Raw genomic sequence first — 23473 nt, forward strand, 5'->3', positions numbered from 1 at the left:
AGCTTCTTATATGTTCTTTGATGAAAGTGGGTTTTCAATAGTACACATATGATTTACCATATGTGTATTCAAACTCATCTGGGCAAACACATGCAACATCCCGTTCAGCTGTTCAAAATTCTGTCGGATGAAACCCGTCTGGCGATCGTCATGCTTCTGCGGGAATCCGGTGAGCTGTGCGTCTGCGATCTCTGCGGGGCCACCGGGCAGTCGCAGCCAAAAATATCGCGCCACATGGCGATTTTACGCGAGTCAGGGCTGGTGATTGACCGCCGCGCAGGGAAATGGATCCACTACCGCTTATCCCCGCACATGCCTGCCTGGGCGGCGGAAACCATTACGTCAAGCTGGCTATGTCTGCGGGATGATGTCCGCGCGTGGCTGGCAAAATCTTCGTCATCGTCTTGCTGACTGAAATAAACACATTCTTTAAAACATATCTGTTGGAGTCACACATGTTACTGGCAGGGAGTATTTTTGTCCTGACGCTGATCCTGGTCATCTGGCAGCCCAGGGGACTGAGTATTGGCTGGAGCGCGAGTATTGGCGCGGCGCTGGCGCTGATGTTCGGCGTTATTCACGTCGGTGATATTCCGGTAGTCTGGAATATCGTCTGGAATGCGACGGCAACCTTTATTGCGGTGATTATTATCAGTTTGCTGCTCGACGAGTCCGGCTTTTTCGAATGGGCGGCGCTGCATGTATCCCGCTGGGGAAACGGACGTGGACGCCTGCTCTTCACCTGGATTGTGCTGCTCGGCGCGGCGGTCGCGGCACTGTTTGCTAACGATGGTGCCGCGCTGATCCTGACCCCGATCGTGATTGCCATGCTGCATGCCCTCGGCTTCAGCCGAGGTACGACGCTGGCCTTCGTGATGGCCGCCGGGTTTATCGCCGACACCGCCAGCCTGCCGCTTATCGTCTCTAACCTGGTGAATATCGTTTCGGCGGATTTCTTCCAGCTTGGGTTTACCGACTATGCGTCCATCATGCTCCCCGTCGATCTCGCCGCGATCGCCGCCACGCTCGCAATGCTGCATCTCTTTTTCCGCAAGGACATTCCGGCGACCTATGACGTGGCGTTGCTGAAAACTCCCGCCAGCGCGATTAAAGACCCGGCCACCTTCAAAAAGGGCTGGGTTGTGCTGGTGGCTCTGCTGGTTGGCTTCTTCGTGCTGGAGCCGCTGGGGATCCCCGTCAGCGCGATTGCCGCCACCGGCGCGGCGGTGCTGTTCGCTGTCGCTAAAAAAGGTCACGGGATTAACACCGGGAAAGTTCTGCGCGGCGCACCGTGGCAAATCGTCATTTTCTCGCTGGGGATGTACCTGGTGGTTTATGGTCTGCGCAACGCTGGCCTGACGGAATACCTCTCCGGATTGCTGAATCTCCTCGCCGATAAAGGTGTATGGGCAGCGACATTCGGCACCGGTTTCCTGACCGCTTTTTTGTCGTCCATCATGAACAATATGCCGACGGTCCTGATTGGCGCCTTGTCGATAGACGCCAGCAGCGCCTCGGGCGTCATTAAAGAGGCGATGATCTATGCCAACGTCATCGGCTGCGATTTAGGTCCGAAAATCACCCCGATTGGTAGTCTGGCTACGCTCCTGTGGCTGCACGTGCTTTCCCAGAAAAATATGACCATCACTTGGGGCTATTATTTCCGTACCGGCATTGTCATGACCCTGCCGGTCCTGTTCGTCACTCTGGCCGCGCTGGCGTTGCGGCTCTCTGTCACTGCGTAATGAGATATCCTATGAGCAACATTACTATCTATCACAACCCGGCCTGCGGCACGTCGCGCAACACCCTGGAGATGATCCGCAATAGCGGCATTGAACCGACCATCATTTACTATCTCGACACCCCGCCGTCGCACGATGAGCTGGTGAAACTGATCGCCGACATGGGCATTCCTGTGCGCGCACTGCTGCGCAAAAACGTTGAGCCCTATGAACAGCTGAATCTTGCCGATGCGCGTTTTACGGATGAACAGCTGATCGGGTTTATGCTCCAGCACCCTATTCTGATCAACCGTCCGATTGTGGTGACGCCGCTTGGCACTCGTCTGTGTCGACCTTCGGAAGTGGTGCTGGATATTCTGCCGCAAACTCAGCAAGGGGCGTTCACCAAAGAGGACGGTGAGAAAGTCGTTGATGCGTCTGGCAAACGGGTCCGCTAGATTCATTCGCGCAAGCGCCTGAAACAGTGCTATAAAATTGCCCCTGGATGAACAAGTCTTTGGGGAAATAATGGACAGGAAAAGAGCAACACTGACGGGACTCGCCGCTATTGTGCTGTGGAGTACGATGGTCGGGCTCATTCGCGGCGTGAGCGAAGGACTGGGGCCCGTCGGTGGTGCGGCAATGATTTACACCCTCAGCGGGTTACTCTGTTTAGTCACCGTGGGTTTTCCGGATATCAGACGCTTCTCACCCCGCTATCTTATTGCGGGCAGCGTCTTATTTGTCAGCTACGAAATATGTCTCGCGCTTTCGCTGGGTTACGCCAATACCCGCCATCAGGCGATTGAAGTCGGAATGGTGAATTATCTCTGGCCGAGCCTGACGATTGTGTTCGCTATTTTGTTTAACGGTCAAAAATCGAACCTGTGGATTATCCCTGGATTATTGCTCGCGCTGCTCGGCGTTTGCTGGGTATTAGGCGGTGAGAATGGTCTGCATATCGATGAAATTACCGCCAATGTGATCTCCAATCCGCTGAGCTACGGACTGGCATTTGCCGGGGCATTTATCTGGGCGGCGTACTGCACGGTGACCAGTAAATATGCCAAAGGTCAGAACGGTATTACGCTGTTCGTTTTACTCACCGCGCTGGCGCTGTGGATGAAATATCTGTTTAGCGATCAGCCGGAAATGGTATTTAGCGTACCGGTGGTGATTAAACTGCTGATGTGCGGGATTGCGCTTGGATTCGGTTACGCTTCGTGGAATATTGGTATTCTGCACGGGAATGTCTCTGTGCTCGCCACCGTCTCTTATTTCACACCGGTCCTCTCCGCTGCGCTGGCCGCCGTGCTGCTCAACGCCCCGCTTTCGTTCAGCTTCTGGCAAGGGGCGCTGATGGTGTGCGCGGGCTCGTTGCTGTGCTGGTATGCGACGCGAAAATAACCGTTTTCAGGGGGATTATCCCCCTGCTGTATTTCTCATCCAAATAAAATGTGATCCCGCCTCCGGTTATTTATAATTAACATAGTGTTTACATTTAAATTCTGTTTATATCTCTCCGCCCTGAAACTTCCTTTTACATTTATATTGACACAAATTGACAACGCAGCGGGATTAGTTAGCCTCTAATAATCCCCGGAGATATAACCTACGCTGCAATAGTTTATGTCTGAATATTTCACCATTAGCTGTCTGTTATATCAACGCTAACTACGTAACCCACTGATTTACCGTTTACACAGCTTATTTTTAAACCGCCATACATCCGCAATGATTGATAATCCCCCTGATAAATAAAACCCCACTAAAACTATGCGATGCCATATTATTTTTCTAAGAAAATACTCAATATCAGAATAATAATTAATCAATTCCGCGTAATATGGGCCGTTTTATCGGACCCACGTCACACTAATTGAAATTATCAGCAATGTTTTGAAACTTATTATTGAAATGAGGCTACAACATTCTTAAAAATAGCATGCCATTGACGAACGACCTCGTTTAGAAATCGTTTATTAATGGCAAAGGCAGATAGCCAAAGAAAATTATAAGGATTATTAAAATGAAACTTAAATTAGTTGCAGTGGCAGTGACTACAATGTTGGCTGCAGGCGCGGTAAACGCGGCTGAAGTCTTTAACAAAGACGGTAACAAGCTGGATCTGTACGGTAAAGTAACAGGTCTGCACTATTTCTCTGACGACACCAGCAACGACGGCGACAAAACTTACGTGCGTCTGGGCTTCAAAGGTGAAACTCAGATCAACGACCAGCTGTCCGGTTACGGCCAGTGGGAATATGAGTTCAAAGGCAACAACGACGAATCCAACGGCGATAAAGGCAACAAAACCCGTCTGGCGTTCGCTGGCCTGAAATTCAACGAATTTGGTTCTTTCGACTACGGTCGTAACTACGGTGTGGCTTACGACATCGGCGCATGGACCGACGTTCTGCCAGAATACGGCGGAGACACCTGGACTCAGACTGACGTCTTCATGACCGGCCGTACTACCGGCGTTGCAACCTACCGTAACACTGACTTCTTCGGTCTGGTTGATGGCCTGAACTTTGCTGCACAGTACCAGGGCAAAAATGACCGTGACGACGTGACCAAAGCGAACGGCGATGGCTGGGGTCTGTCTTCTACCTATGAAATGGACGGTTTCGGCGTGGGTGCAACCTATGCGAAATCTGACCGTACCGACGATCAGGTTCGCGCTGCGGCACTGAACGACCTGAACGCGTCCGGTGACAATGCAGAAGTATGGGCTGCTGGCCTGAAATACGATGCGAACAACATCTACCTGGCAACCACCTACTCTGAAACCCGCAACATGACCGTATTCGGTGCTGACCATATTGCGAACAAAGCTCAGAACTTCGAAGTGGTTGCACAGTACCAGTTCGACTTCGGCCTGCGTCCGTCTATCGCTTACCTGAAATCCAAAGGTAAAGATATCAACAACTACGGCGACCAGGATCTGGTTGAGTACATCGAAGTGGGCACCACTTACTACTTCAACAAAAACATGTCCACCTACGTTGACTACAAAATCAACCTGCTGGATGACAACAAATTCACCAACGATGCGAAAATCGCGACCGACAACATCGTTGCACTGGGTCTGACCTACCAGTTCTAAGAATTTGTCTGTTAAAAAAGCCAGCCCTTGCGGCTGGCTTTTTTTATCGCAGTCATCAGGCGTGATAAAGGAGTACGCCATGCATCTCTATACGGGACGCTGCTTGTGCGGGATGAGCCATTTTAGCGTCAACATCGAAGCGCTCGATGTCTATGCCTGCCACTGCACCAACTGTCAGAAGTGGTCGGGCGGTATTGCCATGTATCTGGAAACCCAGGGCGAACCCATTGTCGAAAGCGGTTCGATTGCCCCTTCGCACTTCTCATCTTCCGCGCGCGGTGAACGCTGGTTCTGCCCCGGCTGCGGCTGTCCGCTGTGGTTTGAACTCACCCCCACCGGGCGCTATTTTGTCCCCTGGACGCTGCTCGAGCTGAACGAAGACGATCGTCGTCGCCTGGTGCTGGCCGCCGAAATCTATACGGAAACGCAACCGGCCTTCTGGCGCCTCACCGGCCAGTACGCCCGATTCAGCGGCACCGAAATCGAAGCCCTGGATAAGCACTGCTCGTTTACACCGTAACGCTGCCCGCCGCGCGGCGGAGCCAGGCTTGCAGCAGTTTGCCATCCTCGGTCATGTCCGAATCCTGACGGACGCACAGATAATAATCGCGCCCGTCATCGATGGGAGCATCGAAGATTTTCACCAGCTCGCCGCTCTCCAGATAGGGCGCGATCAGCGGCTCGCGCATAAGCGCACAGCCGAGCCCCGCCTGAACGCCCGCCAGAGTCAGTAATCCATCCTCAAACAGCGGACCACTCTTGCGCGCTGTCCGTTTCACGCCCTGCTGGATAAACCACTGTTGCCAGGTACTGCGCTCTTCATCGTGCAGAAGCGGCATTTGCAGCAGCTGTTCCGGGGTGTCGATATGCCCGTGAATGCGCAAAAACGCCCGGCTGCACACCGGCACCATCTGCCCGGAAATCAGTTTTTCGCTCTGATACCCCGCCCACTGGCCGTTACCAAAGCGAATCGACATATCCGACGCGTCGCTGAGATAGTTGCGATGGTTGGCATACACGACGTTAATTTCCGTCTGCGGGTTGGCGCGCATAAACGCGGGCAGACGCGGAATAAACCAGCCCATGCCAAACAGCGGGATCAGGCTGATGGTCACCTGACGCGTCTGGGCCTGCTCCACCAGATGCTCCGTCGCCTGGCGCAGGACGTTAAACGCCGCGCGGATCGAGCGGTAATAGTCACGCCCCTGCTGGCTCAGGATCAGCCTGCGCCCCTGACGCTCCGTGAGCGGCATTTGCAGATACCCTTCCAGCACCTTGAGCTGATGGCTCACGGCAGAGGGCGATATCGCCAGCTCCTGCGCCGCCAGGGTGACGCTCCCCAGGCGGGCGATCGCCTCGAAAGCGCGCACGGCCCGCAGGGGCGGATCGTTCGCCAGACGGCTTTCCGCATACGCAGGCAGCTGGAGTGATTGTTCTGTTTTATTCATATGTTGATTTTATTGGTCTCTTTCTGTCCAAATGACGATTAACTATTCTCTTTAAAATCATTGTGATAAATCAATCTCGAAATATCATAAGAAATAATATATGCGTATTTTACAATTTAATTCAATTGTCGGATGTTACCCGCTGAAAGAGCAATCTGTCGGGTAAACACATTGGATACACTGATACAACAACTGATCAATGGCGTGATGCTGGGCAGCATCTACGCGCTGATCGCGCTGGGCTATACGATGGTGTATGGCATTTTGCGCATCATTAACTTCGCCCATGGCGACATTTTGATGGTCGGCGCGCTCACCACGCTGTCGGCCCTGAACGCGCTGAACAGCACATTCCCACACATGCCGCAGCTATTGCAGCTCGGCTTTGCGCTGGTCATTGCCATGGCCGTCTGCGCCCTGCTGGCGATGGCGGTGGAGCGCTTCGCCTACCGCCGCCTGCGCAACGCCCCGCGTCTGGCGCCGCTGATCTCCGGGATTGGCGTCTCCGTCTTGCTGCAAACCGTGGCGATGATTATCTGGACGCGCAACCCGCTGATGTTCCCACAAATCCTGCCGATGGACGCGATTTCCGTCACCTCGGGCAGCGTTGACCATCCTCCGGCCATTGTGACGGTCACAGGCATCGTCACCGTGTCGCTGGCGCTGATCGTGATGATCGGCCTGTGGCTGCTCGTGGAATACACCCGTCTTGGACGCGGGATGCGCGCGGTGGCGGAAAACCCGCGCGTCGCCACGCTGATGGGCGTCAACCCCAACGCCATTATCACCCTCACCTTCGCCATCGGCGGCATCTTCGCGGCCCTCGCAGGGGTGATGATGGCCAGCAACTACGGCAACGCCAGTTTCTCGATGGGCTTTCTGCCCGGCATCAAAGCCTTCACTGCCGCCGTGCTGGGCGGGATCGGCAATATTCGCGGCGCGATGATCGGCGGGATTTTACTCGGGATCATCGAAGCGCTGGGCGCAGGCTATCTGGGTGAACTGACAAATGGCGTGTTCGGGAGTAACTATCAGGACGTCTTCGCCTTCATCGTGCTGATTCTGGTACTGGTATTCCGTCCGGCAGGTCTGCTGGGCGAACGCGTGGCGCACAGGGCGTAGGGGAAATTATGACAACCACTTCACTCCAGGCTCCTGCCTCTTCGCGCCGCTTCTGGTCCGGCATGACGCTGTTCGTCATCGCCCTGCTGGTTGCGCCGATAGTCGCCAGCCAGATCGGCGGCAACTACTGGGTGCGCGTGATCGACTTTGCGCTGCTGTACATCATGCTGGCGCTCGGGCTGAACATCGTCGTCGGCTACACCGGCCTGCTGGATATGGGCTTTATCGCCTTTTACGCGGTCGGGGCCTATCTGGCAGCGCTGCTGGCCTCCCCGCATCTGCTGGAGGTCTTCCCGATCCTCAGCGTCTGGTTCCCGGACGGGCTGCACACTTCGTATCTGCTGATTATTCCGCTGGCGGCGCTGGTCGCGGCGGTGTGCGGCATTATCCTCGGCGCGCCGACGCTAAAATTGCGCGGCGACTATCTGGCGATTGTCACCCTCGGCTTCGGGGAGATCATCCGCATTCTGATGCGCAATCTCGACCGCCCGGTGAATATCACCAACGGTGCGAAAGGCATAACCGGCGTCGATACCCTCAATCTGTTTGGCCTGAAATTTAGCGGCGTCTATCACTGGTTTGGCATGAAAGTCCCGGCTCTGTGGCTGTGGTACTACCTGCTGATGCTGGTGATTGTGCTGATTATTTTTGTCTGCCTGCGCCTGCAACACTCGCGCATTGGCCGGGCGTGGCATGCCATTCGTGAAGATGAGGACGTGGCCCGCGCGATGGGCATCAACGTGCGTAACTATAAACTGCTGGCCTTTGCGATGGGCGCCTCCTTTGGCGGCGTGGCAGGTGCGTTGTTCGGTGCTTTCCAGGGCTTCGTGTCGCCAGAATCCTTCACCCTGCAAGAGTCCATTGCCGTGCTGGCGATGGTGGTACTCGGCGGGATGGGCCACATCCCTGGCGTGATCCTCGGCGCGGTGCTCCTGACCGCCCTGCCGGAAATCCTGCGCAGCCAGGCGGCACCCGTTCAGCAGGCGCTGTTTGGCACCGTGCTGATCGACCCGGAAATTCTGCGTCAGCTGTTCTACGGCCTGGCGCTGGTGCTGGTGATGCTCCTGCGCCCGTCCGGAATCTGGCCGGTCCGTCACAAGGAGGTCAACGCATGAGCCTGTTAACCGTGCGTAATATGTCTAAACGCTTTGGTGGCCTGACCGCCGTGGACGACGTTTCGCTCTCCATTCATAAAGGCGAAATCTACGGTCTGATCGGCCCCAACGGCGCAGGCAAAACCACCTGTTTTAACCTGATCACCGGCCTCTATCCGGCGGATAGCGGCGAGTTTTCGATTGCCGATAAACCCTATTTCCCGAAGCAGATCGACAAAGTCACTGCCGCCGGTATCGCGCGCACTTTTCAGAACGTGCGTCTGTTTAACGAAATGTCGGTGCTGGAGAACGTGATGGTCGGTCGCCACGTGCGCACCCGCAACGGGCTCTGGGCGGCACTATCGCGCCATCAACGCGCCCGCGATGAGGAGGCACAAACCCGCGAGCTGGCCTGGCACTGGCTGGAGTATACCGGAATCGCCCGATTCGCCCACTATCGCGCCTGCGACCTGGCATACGGCCATCAGCGTCGACTGGAGATCGCCCGCGCGCTGGCGACCGACCCGCTGCTGCTGGCGCTCGATGAACCGGCTGCGGGCATGAATGCCGCAGAAAAAAACGCCCTCGGCGAACTGCTCACCCGCATTCGGGACGACGGCAAAACGCTGCTGATGATAGAGCACGACGTTAAGCTGGTGATGGGGATCTGCGACCGCCTTACGGTGCTGGATTACGGCAAAACCCTGGCCGTCGGCACGCCCGACACGGTACGGCGAGACCCGGCGGTGATCGCTGCCTGGCTTGGAGGCAACGCCCATGTCTGAATTACTCAAAGTCGAACGCCTGGACGTGCATTACGGCGGGATCCAGGCAGTGCGCGGCGTGTCGTTCACCCTGCAGGAGGGCGAACAGGCAACGCTGATTGGTGCTAATGGCGCGGGCAAAAGCTCAACCGTGCGCGCCATCACCGGGCTGGAAAACTTCGGCGGCAACATTCTGTTTAACGGCCAGCCGGTGCGCAAACGCAAGTCCGAAGCCTTGCTGCGCGACGGGCTGGTGATGGTCCCGGAAGGTCGTGGCATCTTCGCCCGCATGACGGTGCTGGAGAATTTACAGATGGGCGCCTGGCTGCGCCGTGACACTGTCACAGTAAAAAGCGAAATGGACGCGATTTTCGACCGTTTCCCTCGCCTCGGCGAACGTCAACATCAGCTCGCCGGGCTGCTTTCCGGCGGTGAACAGCAGCTGCTGGCGCTGAACCGCGCCCTGCTCAGCCGTCCGCGCCTGCTGATCCTCGATGAGCCGTCGATGGGGCTGGCTCCGAAAATGGTCGAGAACATTTTTCAGGTTATCAAAGGGCTGCGCGAACGCGGCGTGGCCCTGCTGCTGATCGAACAAAACGCCCGGCTGGCGCTGGAAGTGACGGACCAGGCCTGGGTGATGGACAGCGGCAGCATCGTGCATCACGGCGAATCAAAAGCGCTGCTCGATGACGACCAGATTGCACAGATTTATTTGGGCGAAATGCCCGTTTAACACACCAACCAACACCAGGGAAATTATAATGAAAACCTTAAAAATCAGTGCGCTCAGCGCCGCGCTTTTGCTCAGTGGTTTTGCCTCCTCCGCCTCATGGGCGGCCCAGAGCGAAACCGTCATCATCGGCCTGGCAGGCCCGCTCACCGGCCCTTCCGCGCGTATCGGGAAGGATCTGGAGAACGGCGCACAGCTGGCGATCGATGACATCAACAAACAGCACCCGACCATCGGCGGCAAAGCGGTGACCTTCAAACTGCAGTCCGAAGATGACCAGTCCGACCCGCGCACCGCCGTGGCCGTCGCGCAGCGTCTGGTCGACAGCGGCGTGGCAGGTGTGGTCGGCCACTGGAACACCGGGACCAGCATTCCGGCGGCGCGTGTCTATCATGACGCCGGGATCGCCCAGGTCGCGCCTGTCGCCACCGGTCACGCCTATACCAAACAGGGCTTTGACACCAGTTTCCGCGTGATGGGGCACGACGATGACGGTGGGCAGTTCGCGGGCGAATATGCGGTGAAAACCCTGAAAGCCAAACGCATCGCGGTGATCGACGACCGCACCGCCTTCGGCCAGGGCCTGGCAGATGAATTCATCAAATCGCTGGAAGCACAGGGCGTGAAGATTGTTGACCGTCAGTACGTTGACGACAAAACCGTCGACTTTAGCGCCGTGTTAACCGCCATTCGCAGTAAAAACGCCGATCTGGTGTTCTTCGGTGGTGTGGACAGCCAGGCCGCTCCGCTGGCGCGTCGCATCAAGCAGCTGAATATGAACGCCACGCTGATGGGCGCAGGCGGCTTCGTCAGCCAGACCTTCCTGCAGCTGGCCCAGAAAGAAGGCGAAGGTGTAGTGGCGTTAGAGCCAGGCCTGCCGGTCGACCAGATGCCGGGCGGCAAAGCTTTCGAGCAGGCGTACCAGTCCCGCTACCACACCCATATCGAACTGCACGCCCCGTTCGCCTATGACGCCACCCGCGTGCTGGTGGCGGCAATGGAAAAAGCCGACTCCGTCGATCCGTCTGAGTACCTGCCCGCCCTGCGCGCCATCAGCTATTCCGGCGTCACCGGCCAGATCGCTTTCGACGATCAGGGCAACCTGAAATCCCCGTCCTTTACCGTTTACAAAGTGGTCGACGGGAAATGGCAGCCGCAAACCGTTCTGGGCGGCGCAAAAACGAAGTAACGCAGTGAGGCAATGTGATGAGCGATAACAATGAGCTGGGCATTCTCGCCCGCCGCAAAATAGAAGCAGAAATTATTAAACCCATTTACGAGATCCTGGTGCGCGAGATAGGGAAAACCCGCGCCCAGGCGGTGATTGGCGAAGCGATAGAACAGGCGGCAATTGACGCCGGGGCGCATTTTGCCCGCCAGGAGCCGAACGGCGCGGATGTGAAAAGCTTTATCGCCCTGCAATATCTCTGGGAAAAAGATAACGCGCTGGACGTGAAAGTGATCGACGCCGACGACCAGCAGTACAACTACAACGTGACGCGCTGCCGCTACGCTGAGATGTATCACGAGATGGGGCTGGGCGAGATCGGCCACCTGCTCTCCTGCGCCCGCGATGAGAAATTCATCGTCGGCTACGCGCCGGACGTGGAACTGACGCGTACCACCACCATTATGCAGGGCGGAAAATGCTGTGATTTCCGCTATCACACCAAAAAGGACAAAGCATGATCCGCATCGATGCGCCGCGTCTGTGGACCACGCTTTCGATGATGGCGCAAATCGGCGGCACGCCTGCGGGCGGCGTGACCCGTCTGGCCCTGAGCGAAGAAGACCGCATCGCGCGCAATCTGCTGCGCGACTGGGCGCAGGAGGCGGGATTGTCCTGTGACGTCGACAGCATGGGCAATATGTTTATTCGACGCGCCGGGAAAAACCGCGCCCTGCCGCCGGTAATGACCGGCTCGCATGTGGATTCCCAGCCGCTCGGCGGCAATTACGACGGGATCTACGGCGTGCTGGCCGGGCTGGAAGTCCTGCGCACCCTGAACGACAACAGCGTTGAAACTGAGCGCGACATCGTGCTGGTGAACTGGACCAACGAAGAAGGCGCCCGCTTCGCCCCGGCGATGCTGGCCTCCGGCGTCTGGTCCGGGCAGTTTAGCGAGGAATACGCCCTCGCCCGTGCGGACAGCGCGGGTGTGACCGTCGGCGAATCGCTGGATTCGATCGGTTATCGCGGTACCCAGCCTGCCCGCGCGTTTCCGATCCACGCCTGCTACGAACTGCACATTGAGCAAGGCCCGATTCTGGAAGACGAAGCGATTGATATCGGTCTGGTGCGCGCCGCGATGGGCCAGCGCTGGTTTACCCTGACGCTGGACGGCTTTGCCGCGCACGCAGGCACCACGCCGATGCACAGCCGCCGCGACGCGTTAACTGCGTTTGCCGAGCTGGCGCTGATGGTGGAAGAGATCGGCTATCAGCACAAACCGGACGGCCGCGCGACCATCGGCATGGCGCAGATCACGCCGAACTCGCGCAACGTCGTGCCGTCGCGCGTGGTGTGCAGCGTGGAGTTTCGTCATCCTCAAAGCGAGGTGCTGGAAGCAATGGAAGTGGCGCTGCGTGAAGCCGCTGAAGGGCTGGCGACGCGAGGAGTCACGGCAAACGTTGAGCGGATCTTCGACTACGCGCCGATCGCGTTCGATGAAGCCTGTCTGGCGCGCAGTGAAAAAGCGGTCGAAGCCCTCGGCTATTCGGCAAAACCGATGGTTTCCGGTGCCGGGCACGACACCTGCTATATCAGCAAAATCGCCCCGGCGAGCATGATCTTTATTCCCTGCGAAAAAGGCATCAGCCACAACGAAGCGGAAAAGATCCTGCCCGAGTGGTCAGAGAAAGGGGCGAACGTGTTGCTGCACAGTGTGTTGAGCGCAGCACTCGAAAAATAAGCCGGGTGGGGTGTGATTTGTAGGCCTGGTAAGCGCAGCGCCACCAGGCTTTCTGTTACCTCTGCTCCACCTTCGCCAGGCTAAACCAAATCCCGGTCGCCAGTATCAGCAGCATGGCACCCGCGCTACCGAGCGCGACGCTGTGCGAGGTGATAAACGCGGTTTTGGCGGCCTCGATAGTGGCTTCGGCCAGCATCGGCGAGAGATCCTGCGCGACCTTCACCGCTTCACCGATGGACGACGCGGCTTTTTCAGCCAGGGAACCGCTCAACTCTTGCGGCAGCTCGATAGACGCCGAGAAGCTGCGGGTGAGCAGCAGACCGAAAATCGCGATCCCAAGACCCGCGCCTAATTCGTAGGACATGGTTTCGATCGCACCTGCTGCGGCCGCTTTTTCCTTCGGTGCCGCCGCCATGATCGCAGCAGTTGAGGCCAGCAGTGCGCTTGCGGCGCTGAACCCCAGCAGCACCATCAGGCTCCAGGCCTGCCACTGCTGGGTGCTGAAATCGAGCATCGACAGCCCAATAAAGCTCACCGCACTCAGTCCCATACCGCCCGCCGCGACCAGTCGCAGCCCGAGTTTACCTACCAGCACGCCCGCAATCGGCCCGCTAAATCCGCTGGCGACCATCAGCGGCAGCATAAACATGCCCGCCTCAAACGGCGTAAAGCCGTGGACAAACTGCAGCTCCTGGGCCATCAGCAGTTCAAAGCCCACCAGGGCGATCATCGCGGTCATCGCCATCACCACGCCGCTCAAAATAATGCGGTGGCAGAACAGGCGCATGTCGATCATCGGCTTGCTGGCCCGCAGCTGGATGCGCACGAAGATAAACAGCATCAACGCGCCGGTCAGGAGGGTTCCCGTCACAATCGCCGGAGAAAGCGTGCCTTTGAGAGCGGTTTTAGCGCTGTAGACCAGCAGCAAAATCGCCACGATCAGCATCAGGGCATGAGAGATATTGAGCGTCTGCTCCGGGCGTCCCTGCTGTTTCGGTACAAAGTGCGCCGCCAGGGCGACCACCACCACCACGATCGGGACGTTGATCAAAAACACCGATCCCCAGTAGAAGTGCTCCAGCAGCAGGCCACCGACCAGCGGACCAAATGCCGCCCCGCCGGAACCGACCGCGGCCCAGACGCCTAACGCGATATTGCGGTGACGCGCCTCGACAAACAGGGTGCGAATACCCGCCAGGGTCGCCGGGATAATCATCGCCGCGCCAATCGCCAGCGTCGCACGGGCGGCAATCAGCCAGGCGGCGGACGGGGCAAACGCCGCGGCCAGGGACGACAGGCCGAACAGCACGCTGCCGAGCATCAGCAGCTTTTTAAAGCCAATGCGATCCCCAAGCGCGCCCATCGGCAGCACCATGCCCGCCATCACCAGCGAATAAATATCAATAATCCACAGCAATTCGTTACCGCTGGCCCCGAGCGTCATACTCAGCGTCGGCGCGGCGACATGCAGTACCGTTGCGTCAATCGCGACCGGAATATAGACCAGCACGATAATCACTAACGCTAACCACCTTTGAAACATAAATTTCCCTTTAAACTGAATCTGGACACGTGTCCAGGATGCGATCCTACGGAAAGTTGAACGCGTGTCCAGCTTTTTGTTACACTCGTTTGGTCGCCATTGAGAGTGAGTTGAAATGAGCTATTTGAGCAAGGACGAACGGCGGGAAGATATCCTGCAGGCCGCGATGCGCGTCGCGTTGAGCGAAGGGTTTAGCGCCATGACCGTGCGGCGCATTGCCGGCGAGGCCGGTATCGCTTCCGGACAGGTACATCACCACTTTGCCAGCGCTGGTGAGCTCAAATCCCTGGCCTTTGTGCGTCTGATTCGCGATCTGCTGGATGCCGAAATCGTCGGTGAAAACGCCGACTGGCGACAGCGCCTGCACGCCATGCTCGGCAGCGATGACGGCGCGTTCGAGCCCTACATCCGCCTGTGGCGGGAAGCGCAGATCCTCGCGAGTCGCGATCCGGAAATTAAAAGTGCCTATGTGGTGACGATGGAAATGTGGCATCAGGAAACCGTCGCCATTATCCGCGCGGGCGCCGAGGCAAACGCCTTTACCCTCTCCGATCGCGCAGAGAATATCGCCTGGCGATTGATTGGTTTAGTCTGCGGACTGGACGGTATCTATGTGTTAAATATGCCAGAAATGGATGACGCCGCCTTTAATAGCCATCTGGATAAATTAATTACCCTCGAATTGTTTTAATACTCCTTTCTGAGTATTAAAAACCGCAATATTTTACAATTGGTAACACATAAAGCGAATCATCTTTCCCCTGACAAACTCAGGGATTCGCTTTCTTATCTATCCTTTCAGAAGCATCTGAAAAATTCCAAAAATCTTAATCGCATAACGTCAGCCATCTGACTGTTTTCACTTCTCTTTTCTGTTTTTTACGGGTAAGTACGAGGGCGATATGTCACAACAAAGTGAGAAAAATAATCATTATCTTTTAAATAACTGGAAACCTGAAAACGCGGCATTTTGGGAAAATAAAGGCAAACACATCGCGCGACGAAATCTGTGTATCTCGGTCGCTTGTCTGCTCCTCGCCTTCTGCGTCTGGATGTTATTTAGTGCTGTTGCGGTCAATCTTAATAAAGTCGGCTTTAATTTCACCACCGATCAGCTTTTCATGTTAACCGCATTACCTTCCCTCTCCGGCGCTATATTGCGCGTCCCCTATTCCTTTATGGTGCCAATATTTGGCGGTCGTTACTGGACAATATTAAGCACCGTGATTTTGATTGTTCCCTGCGTGTGGCTCGGGATCGCCGTACAGAATAGCGCTACGCCGTACTGGGTCTTTATCACCATCGCCCTGCTGTGCGGATTTGCCGGGGCGAACTTCGCCTCCAGCATGGGTAATATCAGTTTCTTCTTCCCGAAAGCCAAACAGGGCAGCGCGCTGGGGATTAACGGCGGGCTGGGTAATCTGGGCGTCAGCGTGATGCAGATGGTAGCCCCGGCGGTGATTTTCCTGCCGATGTTCGCGTTTCTCGGCGTTCACGGCGTGCCGCAGGAGGACGGCTCTGTGCTGTCGCTGGCCAACGCCGCCTGGATCTGGGCGCCGCTGCTGCTGATTGCCACCCTCGCCGCCTTTTTCGGCATGAACGATATCGCCAGCTCGAAAGCCTCGATTGCCAGCCAGCTGCCGGTGCTGAAACAGCCGCACCTGTGGCTGCTGAGCCTGCTCTATCTGGCGACCTTCGGCTCCTTTATCGGCTTTTCCGCGGGCTTTGCGATGCTGGCGAAAACCCAGTTCCCGGATGTGAACATTCTCCATCTCGCCTTCTTCGGCCCGCTCATCGGCGCGCTGGCGCGTTCGGCGGGCGGCGTGGTGTCGGACAAACTCGGCGGCGTACGCGTCACGCTGGTGAACTTTATCCTGATGGCGGTCTTCAGCGCCCTGCTGTTCCTGACGCTCCCCGGCTCCGGCTCTGGCAACTTCACCGCCTTCTATCTGGTGTTTATGGGCCTGTTCCTCACTGCTGGGTTAGGCAGCGGCTCCACCTTCCAGATGATCGCTGTCATCTTCCGTCAGATCACTATCTACAACGTCAAACTGCGCGGCGGCAGCGAAGAGCAAGCCCAGCAGGAAGCGGTGTCGGACACCGCGGCGGCGCTCGGGTTTATCTCCGCCATCGGCGCGGTCGGCGGCTTCTTCATTCCTAAAGCATTCGGTACCTCGCTGGCAATGACCGGTTCGCCCGTCGGCGCGATGAAAGTCTTCCTCGTGTTTTATATCGTCTGCGTGTTCGTCACCTGGCTGGTCTATGGCCGCCGACAGAAACACGTCAAATCATAACAATTCAGATCGACACATTTGTGAGCAGTGTAACCACGGGGTGGGCGTCGCCCCGTCAGGAGAAACGTCATGAGTAAATTGTTGGATCGCTTTCGGTATTTCAAACAAAAAGGCGAGACCTTCGCCGACGGCCACGGTCAGGTGATGCACACCAACCGCGACTGGGAAGACAGCTATCGCCAGCGCTGGCAGTTCGACAAAATAGTGCGATCCACCCACGGGGTGAACTGTACCGGCTCCTGCAGCTGGAAGATTTACGTCAAAAACGGCCTGGTGACCTGGGAAACGCAGCAAACCGACTACCCCCGCACCCGCCCCGACTTACCCAACCATGAACCGCGCGGCTGTCCGCGCGGGGCGAGTTACTCCTGGTATCTCTACAGCGCTAACCGCCTGAAATACCCGCTGGTGCGCCGGAAACTGATCGAGCTGTGGCGCGAAGCGCTGGGCCAGCACAGCGACCCGGTGCTGGCGTGGAACGCCATCATGAGCGATCCGCAGAAGACCAGCAGCTACAAAAAAGCGCGCGGCCACGGCGGATTTATTCGCTCGAACTGGAAAGAGCTTAACCAGCTGATCGCCGCCGCTAACGTCTGGACGATTAAACATTACGGCCCGGATCGCGTCGCCGGATTCTCGCCGATCCCCGCGATGTCGATGGTCTCTTACGCCGCCGGGACGCGATATCTCTCGCTGCTCGGCGGGACCTGTCTGAGTTTCTACGACTGGTACTGCGACCTGCCGCCTGCCTCGCCGATGACCTGGGGCGAGCAGACCGACGTCCCCGAATCCGCCGACTGGTACAACTCCAGCTACATCATCGCCTGGGGCTCGAACGTGCCGCAGACGCGCACCCCGGACGCCCATTTCTTCACCGAAGTGCGCTACAAAGGCACCAAAACCATCGCTATCACCCCGGACTTCTCGGAAGTTGCCAAGCTGAGCGATCAGTGGCTGGCCCCGAAACAAGGCACCGATAGCGCCCTGGCCATGGCGATGGGCCACGTGATCCTCCGGGAATTCCATCTCGATAACCCCAGCGACTACTTCCTCAACTACTGCCGCCGCTATACCGACATGCCGATGCTGGTGATGCTCGATGCGCGTGACGACGGGAGTCTGGTGCCGGGACGGATGCTGCGCGCCTCGGATCTGGCCGAAGGTCTGGGCGAGGAGAACAATCCTGAATGGAAAACCGTGGCCTTTGATATTGCCGGAGGGCTGGTCGCGCCGAACGGTTCGATTGGTTTCCGCTGGGGCGAAAAAGGCAAATGGAACCTCGAAGCGCTGGCAGCAGGCCAGGAAACCGAGCTGACGCTCTCGCTGCTGATTACTCACGACAATATTGCGAACGTGGCCTTCCCCTACTTTGGCGGCAACGAAAACCCGCATTTTCGCAGCGTGAAACAGGACCCGGTGCTGATCCGCAAAGTGCCGTCGAAAACCCTGACGCTGGCCGATGGCCGTCAGCAGCAGGTCGCCAGCGTCTACGATCTGATTCTGGCAAACTACGGCTTAGATCGTGGCCTGGAAGATGCCAACGCCGTCGGGGATTACAGCGAAATCAAAGCCTACTCCCCGGCCTGGGGCGAGCAGATCACCGGCGTGCCGCGTCGTCATATCGAGCAGATCGCCCGTGAATTCGCCGATACCGCTCACAAAACCCACGGTCGCTCGATGATCATCCTCGGCGCGGGGGTGAACCACTGGTATCACATGGACATGAACTACCGCGGGATGATCAATATGCTGGTCTTCTGCGGCTGTGTCGGCAAGAGCGGCGGCGGCTGGTCGCACTATGTCGGCCAGGAGAAGCTGCGCCCGCAAACCGGCTGGCTGCCGCTGGCGTTTGCCCTCGACTGGAACCGCCCGCCGCGCCAGATGAACAGCACCTCGTTCTTCTACAACCACGCCAGCCAGTGGCGCTACGAAAAACTCACCGCCCAGGAGTTGCTCTCCCCGCTGGCGGATCCGTCGAAATTCACCGGGCACCTGATCGACTTTAACGTGCGCGCCGAGCGGATGGGCTGGCTGCCGTCCGCCCCGCAGCTGTCGCTCAACCCGCTGCACATCAAAGCGCGCGCCGATGCCGCCGGAATGTCCCCGCAGGAGTACACGGTTCAGGCGCTCAAATCGGGCGATCTGCGCTTTGCCTGTGAGCAGCCGGACAACGGCAAAAACCACCCGCGCAATCTGTTCGTCTGGCGCTCGAACCTGCTCGGCTCCTCCGGGAAAGGCCACGAGTACATGCTCAAATACCTGCTCGGCACCGAGAGCGGCATTCAGGGGGACGATCTCGGCTCGACCGACGACGTCAAACCGGAAGAGGTGGAGTGGCAAACCGCCGCCATCGAAGGGAAGCTCGACCTGCTGGTGACTCTCGATTTCCGCATGTCCAGCACCTGTCTGTTCTCGGACATCGTCCTGCCGACCGCCACCTGGTACGAGAAAGACGACATGAATACCTCGGATATGCATCCGTTTATTCATCCGCTCTCGGCCGCCGTGGATCCGGCTTGGGAGTCCCGCAGCGACTGGGATATCTACAAGGGCATCGCCAAAGTGTTTTCCGAAGTCTGCGTCGGCCATCTGGGTACGGAAACGGACGTGGTGTTGCAGCCGTTGCAGCACGACTCCCCGGCAGAGCTGTCGCAGCCCTTTGATATTCAGGACTGGCGCAAAGGCGAATGCGATCTGATTCCCGGTAAAACCGCGCCAAACATCGCCGTCATCGAACGTAATTATCCGGAAACGTACGAGCGCTTTACCTCCCTCGGGCCGCTGATGGACAAGCTCGGCAACGGCGGGAAAGGCATTTCGTGGAACACCCAGGACGAAGTCGATTTCCTCGGCAAGCTGAATTACGTCAAGCTCGACGGCCCGTGCAAAGGGCGTCCGCTGATTGATACGGCGATTGACGCATCGGAGGTGATCCTGTCCCTTGCCCCGGAAACCAACGGCCACGTGGCGGTCAAAGCCTGGAAAGCCCTCGCCGAATTTACCGGCCGCGACCATACCCATCTGGCGATCAACAAAGAAGACGAGAAGATTCGTTTTCGCGATATCCAGGCCCAGCCGCGCAAAATCATCTCCAGCCCGACCTGGTCCGGCATCGAAAGCGAGCATGTTTCCTATAACGCCGGCTACACCAACGTCCACGAGCTGATCCCGTGGCGCACCCTGTCGGGCCGTCAGCAGCTGTATCAGGATCACCAGTGGATGCGCGCCTTTGGCGAAAGCCTGGTGGCCTATCGTCCGCCGATCGACACCCGCAGCGTGACCCACATGCGCGAAATCCCGCCGAACGGTTTCCCGGAAAAAGCGCTGAATTTCCTCACGCCGCACCAGAAATGGGGCATTCACTCCACCTACAGCGAAAACCTGCTGATGCAGACCCTGTCGCGCGGCGGCCCGATCGTGTGGATCAGCGAAACGGATGCCCGCGAGTTAGGCATTGAAGATAACGACTGGATCGAAGCCTTCAACGCCAACGGCGCTCTCACCGCTCGCGCGGTCGTCAGCCAGCGCGTGCCGCCGGGCATGACCATGATGTATCACGCTCAGGAGCGCATTCTGAACATACCGGGCTCGGAAGTGACCGGACGACGCGGCGGTATCCACAACTCCGTCACCCGCGTCTGCCCGAAACCGACGCACATGATTGGCGGCTACGCACAGTTAGCTTACGGCTTTAACTACTACGGCACCGTCGGTTCGAACCGCGACGAATTCATCATGATCCGCAAGATGAAAAACATTAACTGGCTGGATGGCGAAGGTCGGGATCAGGTACAGGAGGCGAAAAAATGAAAATACGCTCACAGGTCGGCATGGTACTGAATCTCGACAAATGCATTGGGTGTCACACCTGCTCGGTGACGTGCAAAAACGTCTGGACCGGGCGCGAAGGGATGGAATACGCGTGGTTTAACAACGTCGAAACCAAACCGGGCATCGGCTATCCGAAAAACTGGGAAGATCAGGAGGAGTGGCAAGGCGGCTGGGTGCGCGGGATCACCGGGAAACTGACCCCACGCCTCGGCGGACGCGTGGGCGTGCTGTCGAAAATCTTCGCCAACCCGTCGCTGCCGGGCATCGACGACTATTACGAGCCCTTCACCTTTGACTATCAGGACTTGCACCGGGCGCCGGAGGGCGATCATCTCCCGACCGCGCGTCCAAGATCGCTCATCAGCGGCAAACGAATGGACAAAATCGTCGGCGGCCCAAACTGGGAGGAGCTGCTTGGCGGTGAATTCGAGAAACGCGCCCGCGACCGTAACTTCGACAAGATGCAAAAGGAGATGTACGGCCAGTTCGAAAACACCTTCATGATGTACCTCCCGCGACTGTGCGAGCACTGCCTGAACCCGAGCTGTGTCGCCACCTGCCCGAGCGGCGCGATTTATAAACGCGAAGAGGACGGCATCGTCCTGATCGACCAGGACAAATGCCGCGGCTGGCGCATGTGCATCAGCGGCTGTCCGTACAAAAAAATCTACTTCAACTGGAAGAGCGGCAAGTCAGAAAAATGCATCTTCTGCTATCCGCGCATTGAGTCCGGCCAGCCAACCGTCTGCTCGGAAACCTGCGTCGGGCGCATTCGCTATCTCGGCGTGCTGCTGTACGACGCGGATCGCATAGAAGAAGCGGCCAGCACCGAGCATGAAACGGATCTGTACGAGCGTCAGTGCGACGTGTTCCTGAACCCGAACGATCCGGCGGTGATTGAGGAAGCGCTGAAACAGGGTATCCCGCAGAACGTGATCGACGCGGCCCAGCGCTCGCCGGTCTACAAAATGGCGATGGACTGGAAGCTGGCCCTGCCGCTGCATCCGGAATATCGCACCCTGCCAATGGTCTGGTATGTGCCGCCGCTGTCACCGATCCAGTCTTACGCCGATGCCGGTGGTCTGCCGCAGACCGACAGCATTCTGCCTGCCGTCGAAAGCCTGCGCATTCCGGTGCAGTATCTGGCCAATATGCTGAGTGCGGGCGATACCGGCCCGGTGCTGCGCGCCCTGAAACGTATGATGGCGATGCGCCACTACAAACGCTCGCAAACCGTGGAAGGCGTGACCGATACCCGCGCCATCGACGAAGTGGGCCTGAGCGTGGAACAGGTGGAAGAGATGTACCGCTACCTGGCGATTGCCAACTACGAAGACCGTTTCGTGATCCCAACCAGCCATCGTGAAATGGCCGCCGATGCCTTCCCGGAGAAAAACGGCTGCGGCTTTACCTTCGGCGACGGCTGCCACGGCTCCGACACCAAATTCAATCTGTTCAACAGCCAGCGCATTGACGCCATCAATATTTCCGAGGTGCGTGAACACGGGGAGGGAGAGTAATGCGCATTCTGAAAATTATCGCCCTGCTCATTGAATACCCGGACGAGCTGCTTTGGGAGAGTCGCGACGAAGCCCTCTCCCTGATCGCCCAGGATGCGCCGCAGCTGCTGCCGTTTGCGCAGCAGCATCTCGGCGCGGCGCTGCTCGATAAACAGGCGCAGTGGTGTGAGGTGTTCGAGCGCGGGCGCGCGACGTCGCTCCTGCTGTTCGAGCATGTTCATGCGGAGTCCCGCGATCGCGGCCAGGCGATGGTCGATCTGATGGGCCAGTACGAGAAAGCCGGTTTAGCCCTCGACTGCCGTGAGCTGCCGGACTATCTGCCGCTCTATCTGGAGTATCTGAGTATCATTTCTGACGATGAGGCGCGCGAGGGTTTGCAGAACGTCGCGCCGATTCTGGCGCTGATCGGCGGGCGGCTAAAACAACGCGATGTGCCGCAGTATCAGCTGTTTGACGCCCTGCTGGCGCTTGCGGCCAGCAAGCTGACAAGTGACAGCGTCACGAAACAGGTCGCGACGGAACAGCGGGATGACACCCGTCAGGCGCTGGACGCCGTGTGGGAAGAGGAACAGGTCAAGTTTATCGAGGACAACGCCACGGCGTGCGACAGTTCGCCGATGCAGCAATATCAACGACGCTTTAGCCAGGACGTCGCGCCTCAGTACGTGGACGTCAGCGCCGGAGGCCCGAAATGATGCACTATCTGAACGTCTTCTTTTACGACATCTACCCGTATCTGTGCGGGACGGTGTTCCTGCTGGGAAGCTGGCTGCGCTACGACTACGGGCAGTACACCTGGCGCGCGTCATCCAGCCAGATGCTGGATAAACGCGGGATGGTGCTGTGGTCGAATTTGTTCCACATCGGCATTCTGGGGATCTTCTTCGGCCACGCCTTCGGGATGCTGACGCCGCACTGGGTCTATTCGTGGTTTCTGCCGATGTCGCAGAAACAGCTGATGGCGATGATCCTCGGCGGGGTCTGCGGCGTGCTGACGCTGGTCGGCGGTGCGGGGCTGCTGGTGAGGCGCTTAACCAATCCGCGTATTCGCGCGACCTCTTCGACGGCGGATATCCTGATCCTCTGCGTGCTGCTGGTGCAGTGTATTCTCGGCCTGGCGACGATTCCGTTCTCCGCGCAGCATCCGGATGGGAGTGAAATGCTGAAACTGGTCGACTGGGCGCAGGCGGTGGTGACCTTCCACGGCGGCGCATCGGCCCATCTCGACGGCGTGGCCTATATTTTCCGCGTGCATCTGGTGCTCGGGATGACCATCTTCCTGCTGTTCCCGTTCACCAGGCTGGTGCACGTCTGGAGCGCGCCGGTGGAGTATTTGACGCGACGGTATCAGGTGGTGAGATCGCGGCGCTGATTGCGCCGGA

The 23473-nt window shown here is 57.8% G+C and carries 21 protein-coding genes; 19 read left to right on the forward strand and 2 right to left on the reverse strand.

The genetic code is table 11. The features are described from left to right. The first annotated feature begins 90 nt into the window (after positions 1–90). The 6 genes from U9O48_RS11735 to U9O48_RS11760 all read left to right on the forward strand — a co-directional run bounded on the left by U9O48_RS11735 (position 91) and on the right by U9O48_RS11760 (position 5353). Complete coding sequence (locus tag U9O48_RS11735) at positions 91–411, forward strand: transcriptional regulator (protein WP_285144421.1); 321 nt, start codon at positions 91–93, stop codon at positions 409–411. Between the two features lie 44 nt (positions 412–455). Further along, the gene (locus tag U9O48_RS11740) at positions 456–1745 is read left to right on the forward strand and encodes an arsenic transporter (protein ID WP_324722532.1); all 1290 of its coding nucleotides are present in this window, start codon (positions 456–458) and stop codon (positions 1743–1745) included. 11 nt (positions 1746–1756) lie between these two features. After that, complete coding sequence (gene arsC / locus U9O48_RS11745; protein ID WP_324722533.1) at positions 1757–2182, forward strand: glutaredoxin-dependent arsenate reductase; 426 nt, start codon at positions 1757–1759, stop codon at positions 2180–2182. A gap of 70 nt (positions 2183–2252) precedes the next feature. Then, positions 2253–3131 (forward strand): aromatic amino acid DMT transporter YddG, encoded by an 879-nt coding sequence (gene yddG / locus U9O48_RS11750; RefSeq protein ID WP_324722534.1) that lies wholly within the window; start codon positions 2253–2255, stop codon positions 3129–3131. Between the two features lie 622 nt (positions 3132–3753). Then, positions 3754–4833, forward strand: coding sequence for a porin OmpC (gene ompC / locus U9O48_RS11755; RefSeq protein ID WP_285148840.1), 1080 nt, complete (start codon positions 3754–3756; stop codon positions 4831–4833). A 79-nt stretch (positions 4834–4912) separates the two neighbouring features. Continuing rightward, positions 4913–5353: a GFA family protein gene (locus U9O48_RS11760; protein ID WP_282495180.1), complete on the forward strand. Its 441-nt coding sequence runs from the start codon at positions 4913–4915 to the stop codon at positions 5351–5353. On the opposite strand, the gene U9O48_RS11765 is transcribed toward U9O48_RS11760, so the two are convergent. After that, complete coding sequence (locus U9O48_RS11765) at positions 5343–6281, reverse strand: LysR substrate-binding domain-containing protein (protein WP_324722535.1); 939 nt, start codon at positions 6279–6281, stop codon at positions 5343–5345. The genes U9O48_RS11760 and U9O48_RS11765 overlap by 11 nt on opposite strands. A 171-nt stretch (positions 6282–6452) precedes the next feature. On the opposite strand from U9O48_RS11765, the gene U9O48_RS11770 reads away from it, so the two are divergent. From U9O48_RS11770 to U9O48_RS11800, 7 genes are read left to right on the forward strand one after another with little or no spacing between them, the layout of a single operon-like run. Beyond that, positions 6453–7403, forward strand: a complete 951-nt coding sequence (locus tag U9O48_RS11770; RefSeq protein ID WP_285144416.1) for a branched-chain amino acid ABC transporter permease — start codon at positions 6453–6455, stop codon at positions 7401–7403. 8 nt (positions 7404–7411) lie between these two features. After that, positions 7412–8518 carry a branched-chain amino acid ABC transporter permease gene (locus U9O48_RS11775; protein WP_324722536.1) on the forward strand — a complete coding sequence of 369 codons (1107 nt, stop codon included), beginning with the start codon at positions 7412–7414 and terminating at the stop codon, positions 8516–8518. Continuing rightward, the gene (locus tag U9O48_RS11780; RefSeq protein WP_324722537.1) at positions 8515–9282 is read left to right on the forward strand and encodes an ABC transporter ATP-binding protein; all 768 of its coding nucleotides are present in this window, start codon (positions 8515–8517) and stop codon (positions 9280–9282) included. The genes U9O48_RS11775 and U9O48_RS11780 overlap by 4 nt, the downstream gene beginning before the upstream one ends. Next, positions 9275–9994, forward strand: coding sequence for an ABC transporter ATP-binding protein (locus U9O48_RS11785; RefSeq protein ID WP_324722538.1), 720 nt, complete (start codon positions 9275–9277; stop codon positions 9992–9994). Before U9O48_RS11780 ends, U9O48_RS11785 begins: the two co-directional genes overlap by 8 nt. 28 nt (positions 9995–10022) lie before the next feature. Then, a complete protein-coding gene (locus U9O48_RS11790) occupies positions 10023–11180 on the forward strand; it encodes a branched-chain amino acid ABC transporter substrate-binding protein (protein WP_285148848.1) in 1158 nt (385 codons plus the stop codon). A gap of 17 nt (positions 11181–11197) precedes the next feature. Beyond that, positions 11198–11680, forward strand: coding sequence for an L-2-amino-thiazoline-4-carboxylic acid hydrolase (locus tag U9O48_RS11795; RefSeq protein ID WP_095282074.1), 483 nt, complete (start codon positions 11198–11200; stop codon positions 11678–11680). Further along, entirely contained in the window at positions 11677–12903 is a 1227-nt protein-coding gene (locus tag U9O48_RS11800) for a Zn-dependent hydrolase (RefSeq protein WP_324722539.1), read from the forward strand. Before U9O48_RS11795 ends, U9O48_RS11800 begins: the two co-directional genes overlap by 4 nt. A gap of 55 nt (positions 12904–12958) precedes the next feature. Here U9O48_RS11800 and U9O48_RS11805 read toward each other — a convergent pair whose 3' ends face one another. Next, the gene (locus tag U9O48_RS11805) at positions 12959–14446 is read right to left on the reverse strand and encodes an MFS transporter (protein ID WP_324722540.1); all 1488 of its coding nucleotides are present in this window, start codon (positions 14444–14446) and stop codon (positions 12959–12961) included. A gap of 115 nt (positions 14447–14561) precedes the next feature. Here U9O48_RS11805 and U9O48_RS11810 point away from each other — a divergent pair, with 115 nt between their 5' ends. The 6 genes from U9O48_RS11810 to narI all read left to right on the forward strand — a co-directional run bounded on the left by U9O48_RS11810 (position 14562) and on the right by narI (position 23463). Beyond that, the gene (locus tag U9O48_RS11810; RefSeq protein WP_285148853.1) at positions 14562–15137 is read left to right on the forward strand and encodes a TetR family transcriptional regulator; all 576 of its coding nucleotides are present in this window, start codon (positions 14562–14564) and stop codon (positions 15135–15137) included. 211 nt (positions 15138–15348) lie between these two features. Then, a complete protein-coding gene (locus tag U9O48_RS11815; protein WP_282495166.1) occupies positions 15349–16740 on the forward strand; it encodes a NarK family nitrate/nitrite MFS transporter in 1392 nt (463 codons plus the stop codon). Positions 16741–16809: 69 nt separating this feature from the next. Then, positions 16810–20550 (forward strand): nitrate reductase subunit alpha, encoded by a 3741-nt coding sequence (locus U9O48_RS11820; RefSeq protein WP_324722541.1) that lies wholly within the window; start codon positions 16810–16812, stop codon positions 20548–20550. Continuing rightward, positions 20547–22091, forward strand: coding sequence for a nitrate reductase subunit beta (gene narH, locus U9O48_RS11825; RefSeq protein WP_324722542.1), 1545 nt, complete (start codon positions 20547–20549; stop codon positions 22089–22091). The genes U9O48_RS11820 and narH overlap by 4 nt, the downstream gene beginning before the upstream one ends. Further along, complete coding sequence (gene narW / locus U9O48_RS11830; protein WP_324722543.1) at positions 22091–22786, forward strand: nitrate reductase molybdenum cofactor assembly chaperone; 696 nt, start codon at positions 22091–22093, stop codon at positions 22784–22786. The genes narH and narW overlap by 1 nt, the downstream gene beginning before the upstream one ends. Continuing rightward, entirely contained in the window at positions 22783–23463 is a 681-nt protein-coding gene (gene narI, locus U9O48_RS11835; RefSeq protein WP_282495162.1) for a respiratory nitrate reductase subunit gamma, read from the forward strand. Before narW ends, narI begins: the two co-directional genes overlap by 4 nt. Positions 23464–23473: the final 10 nt, after the last annotated feature.

The sequence above is a fragment of the Lelliottia sp. JS-SCA-14 genome (genome assembly GCF_035593345.1).
GTDB lineage: Bacteria > Pseudomonadota > Gammaproteobacteria > Enterobacterales > Enterobacteriaceae > Enterobacter > Enterobacter wanjuensis.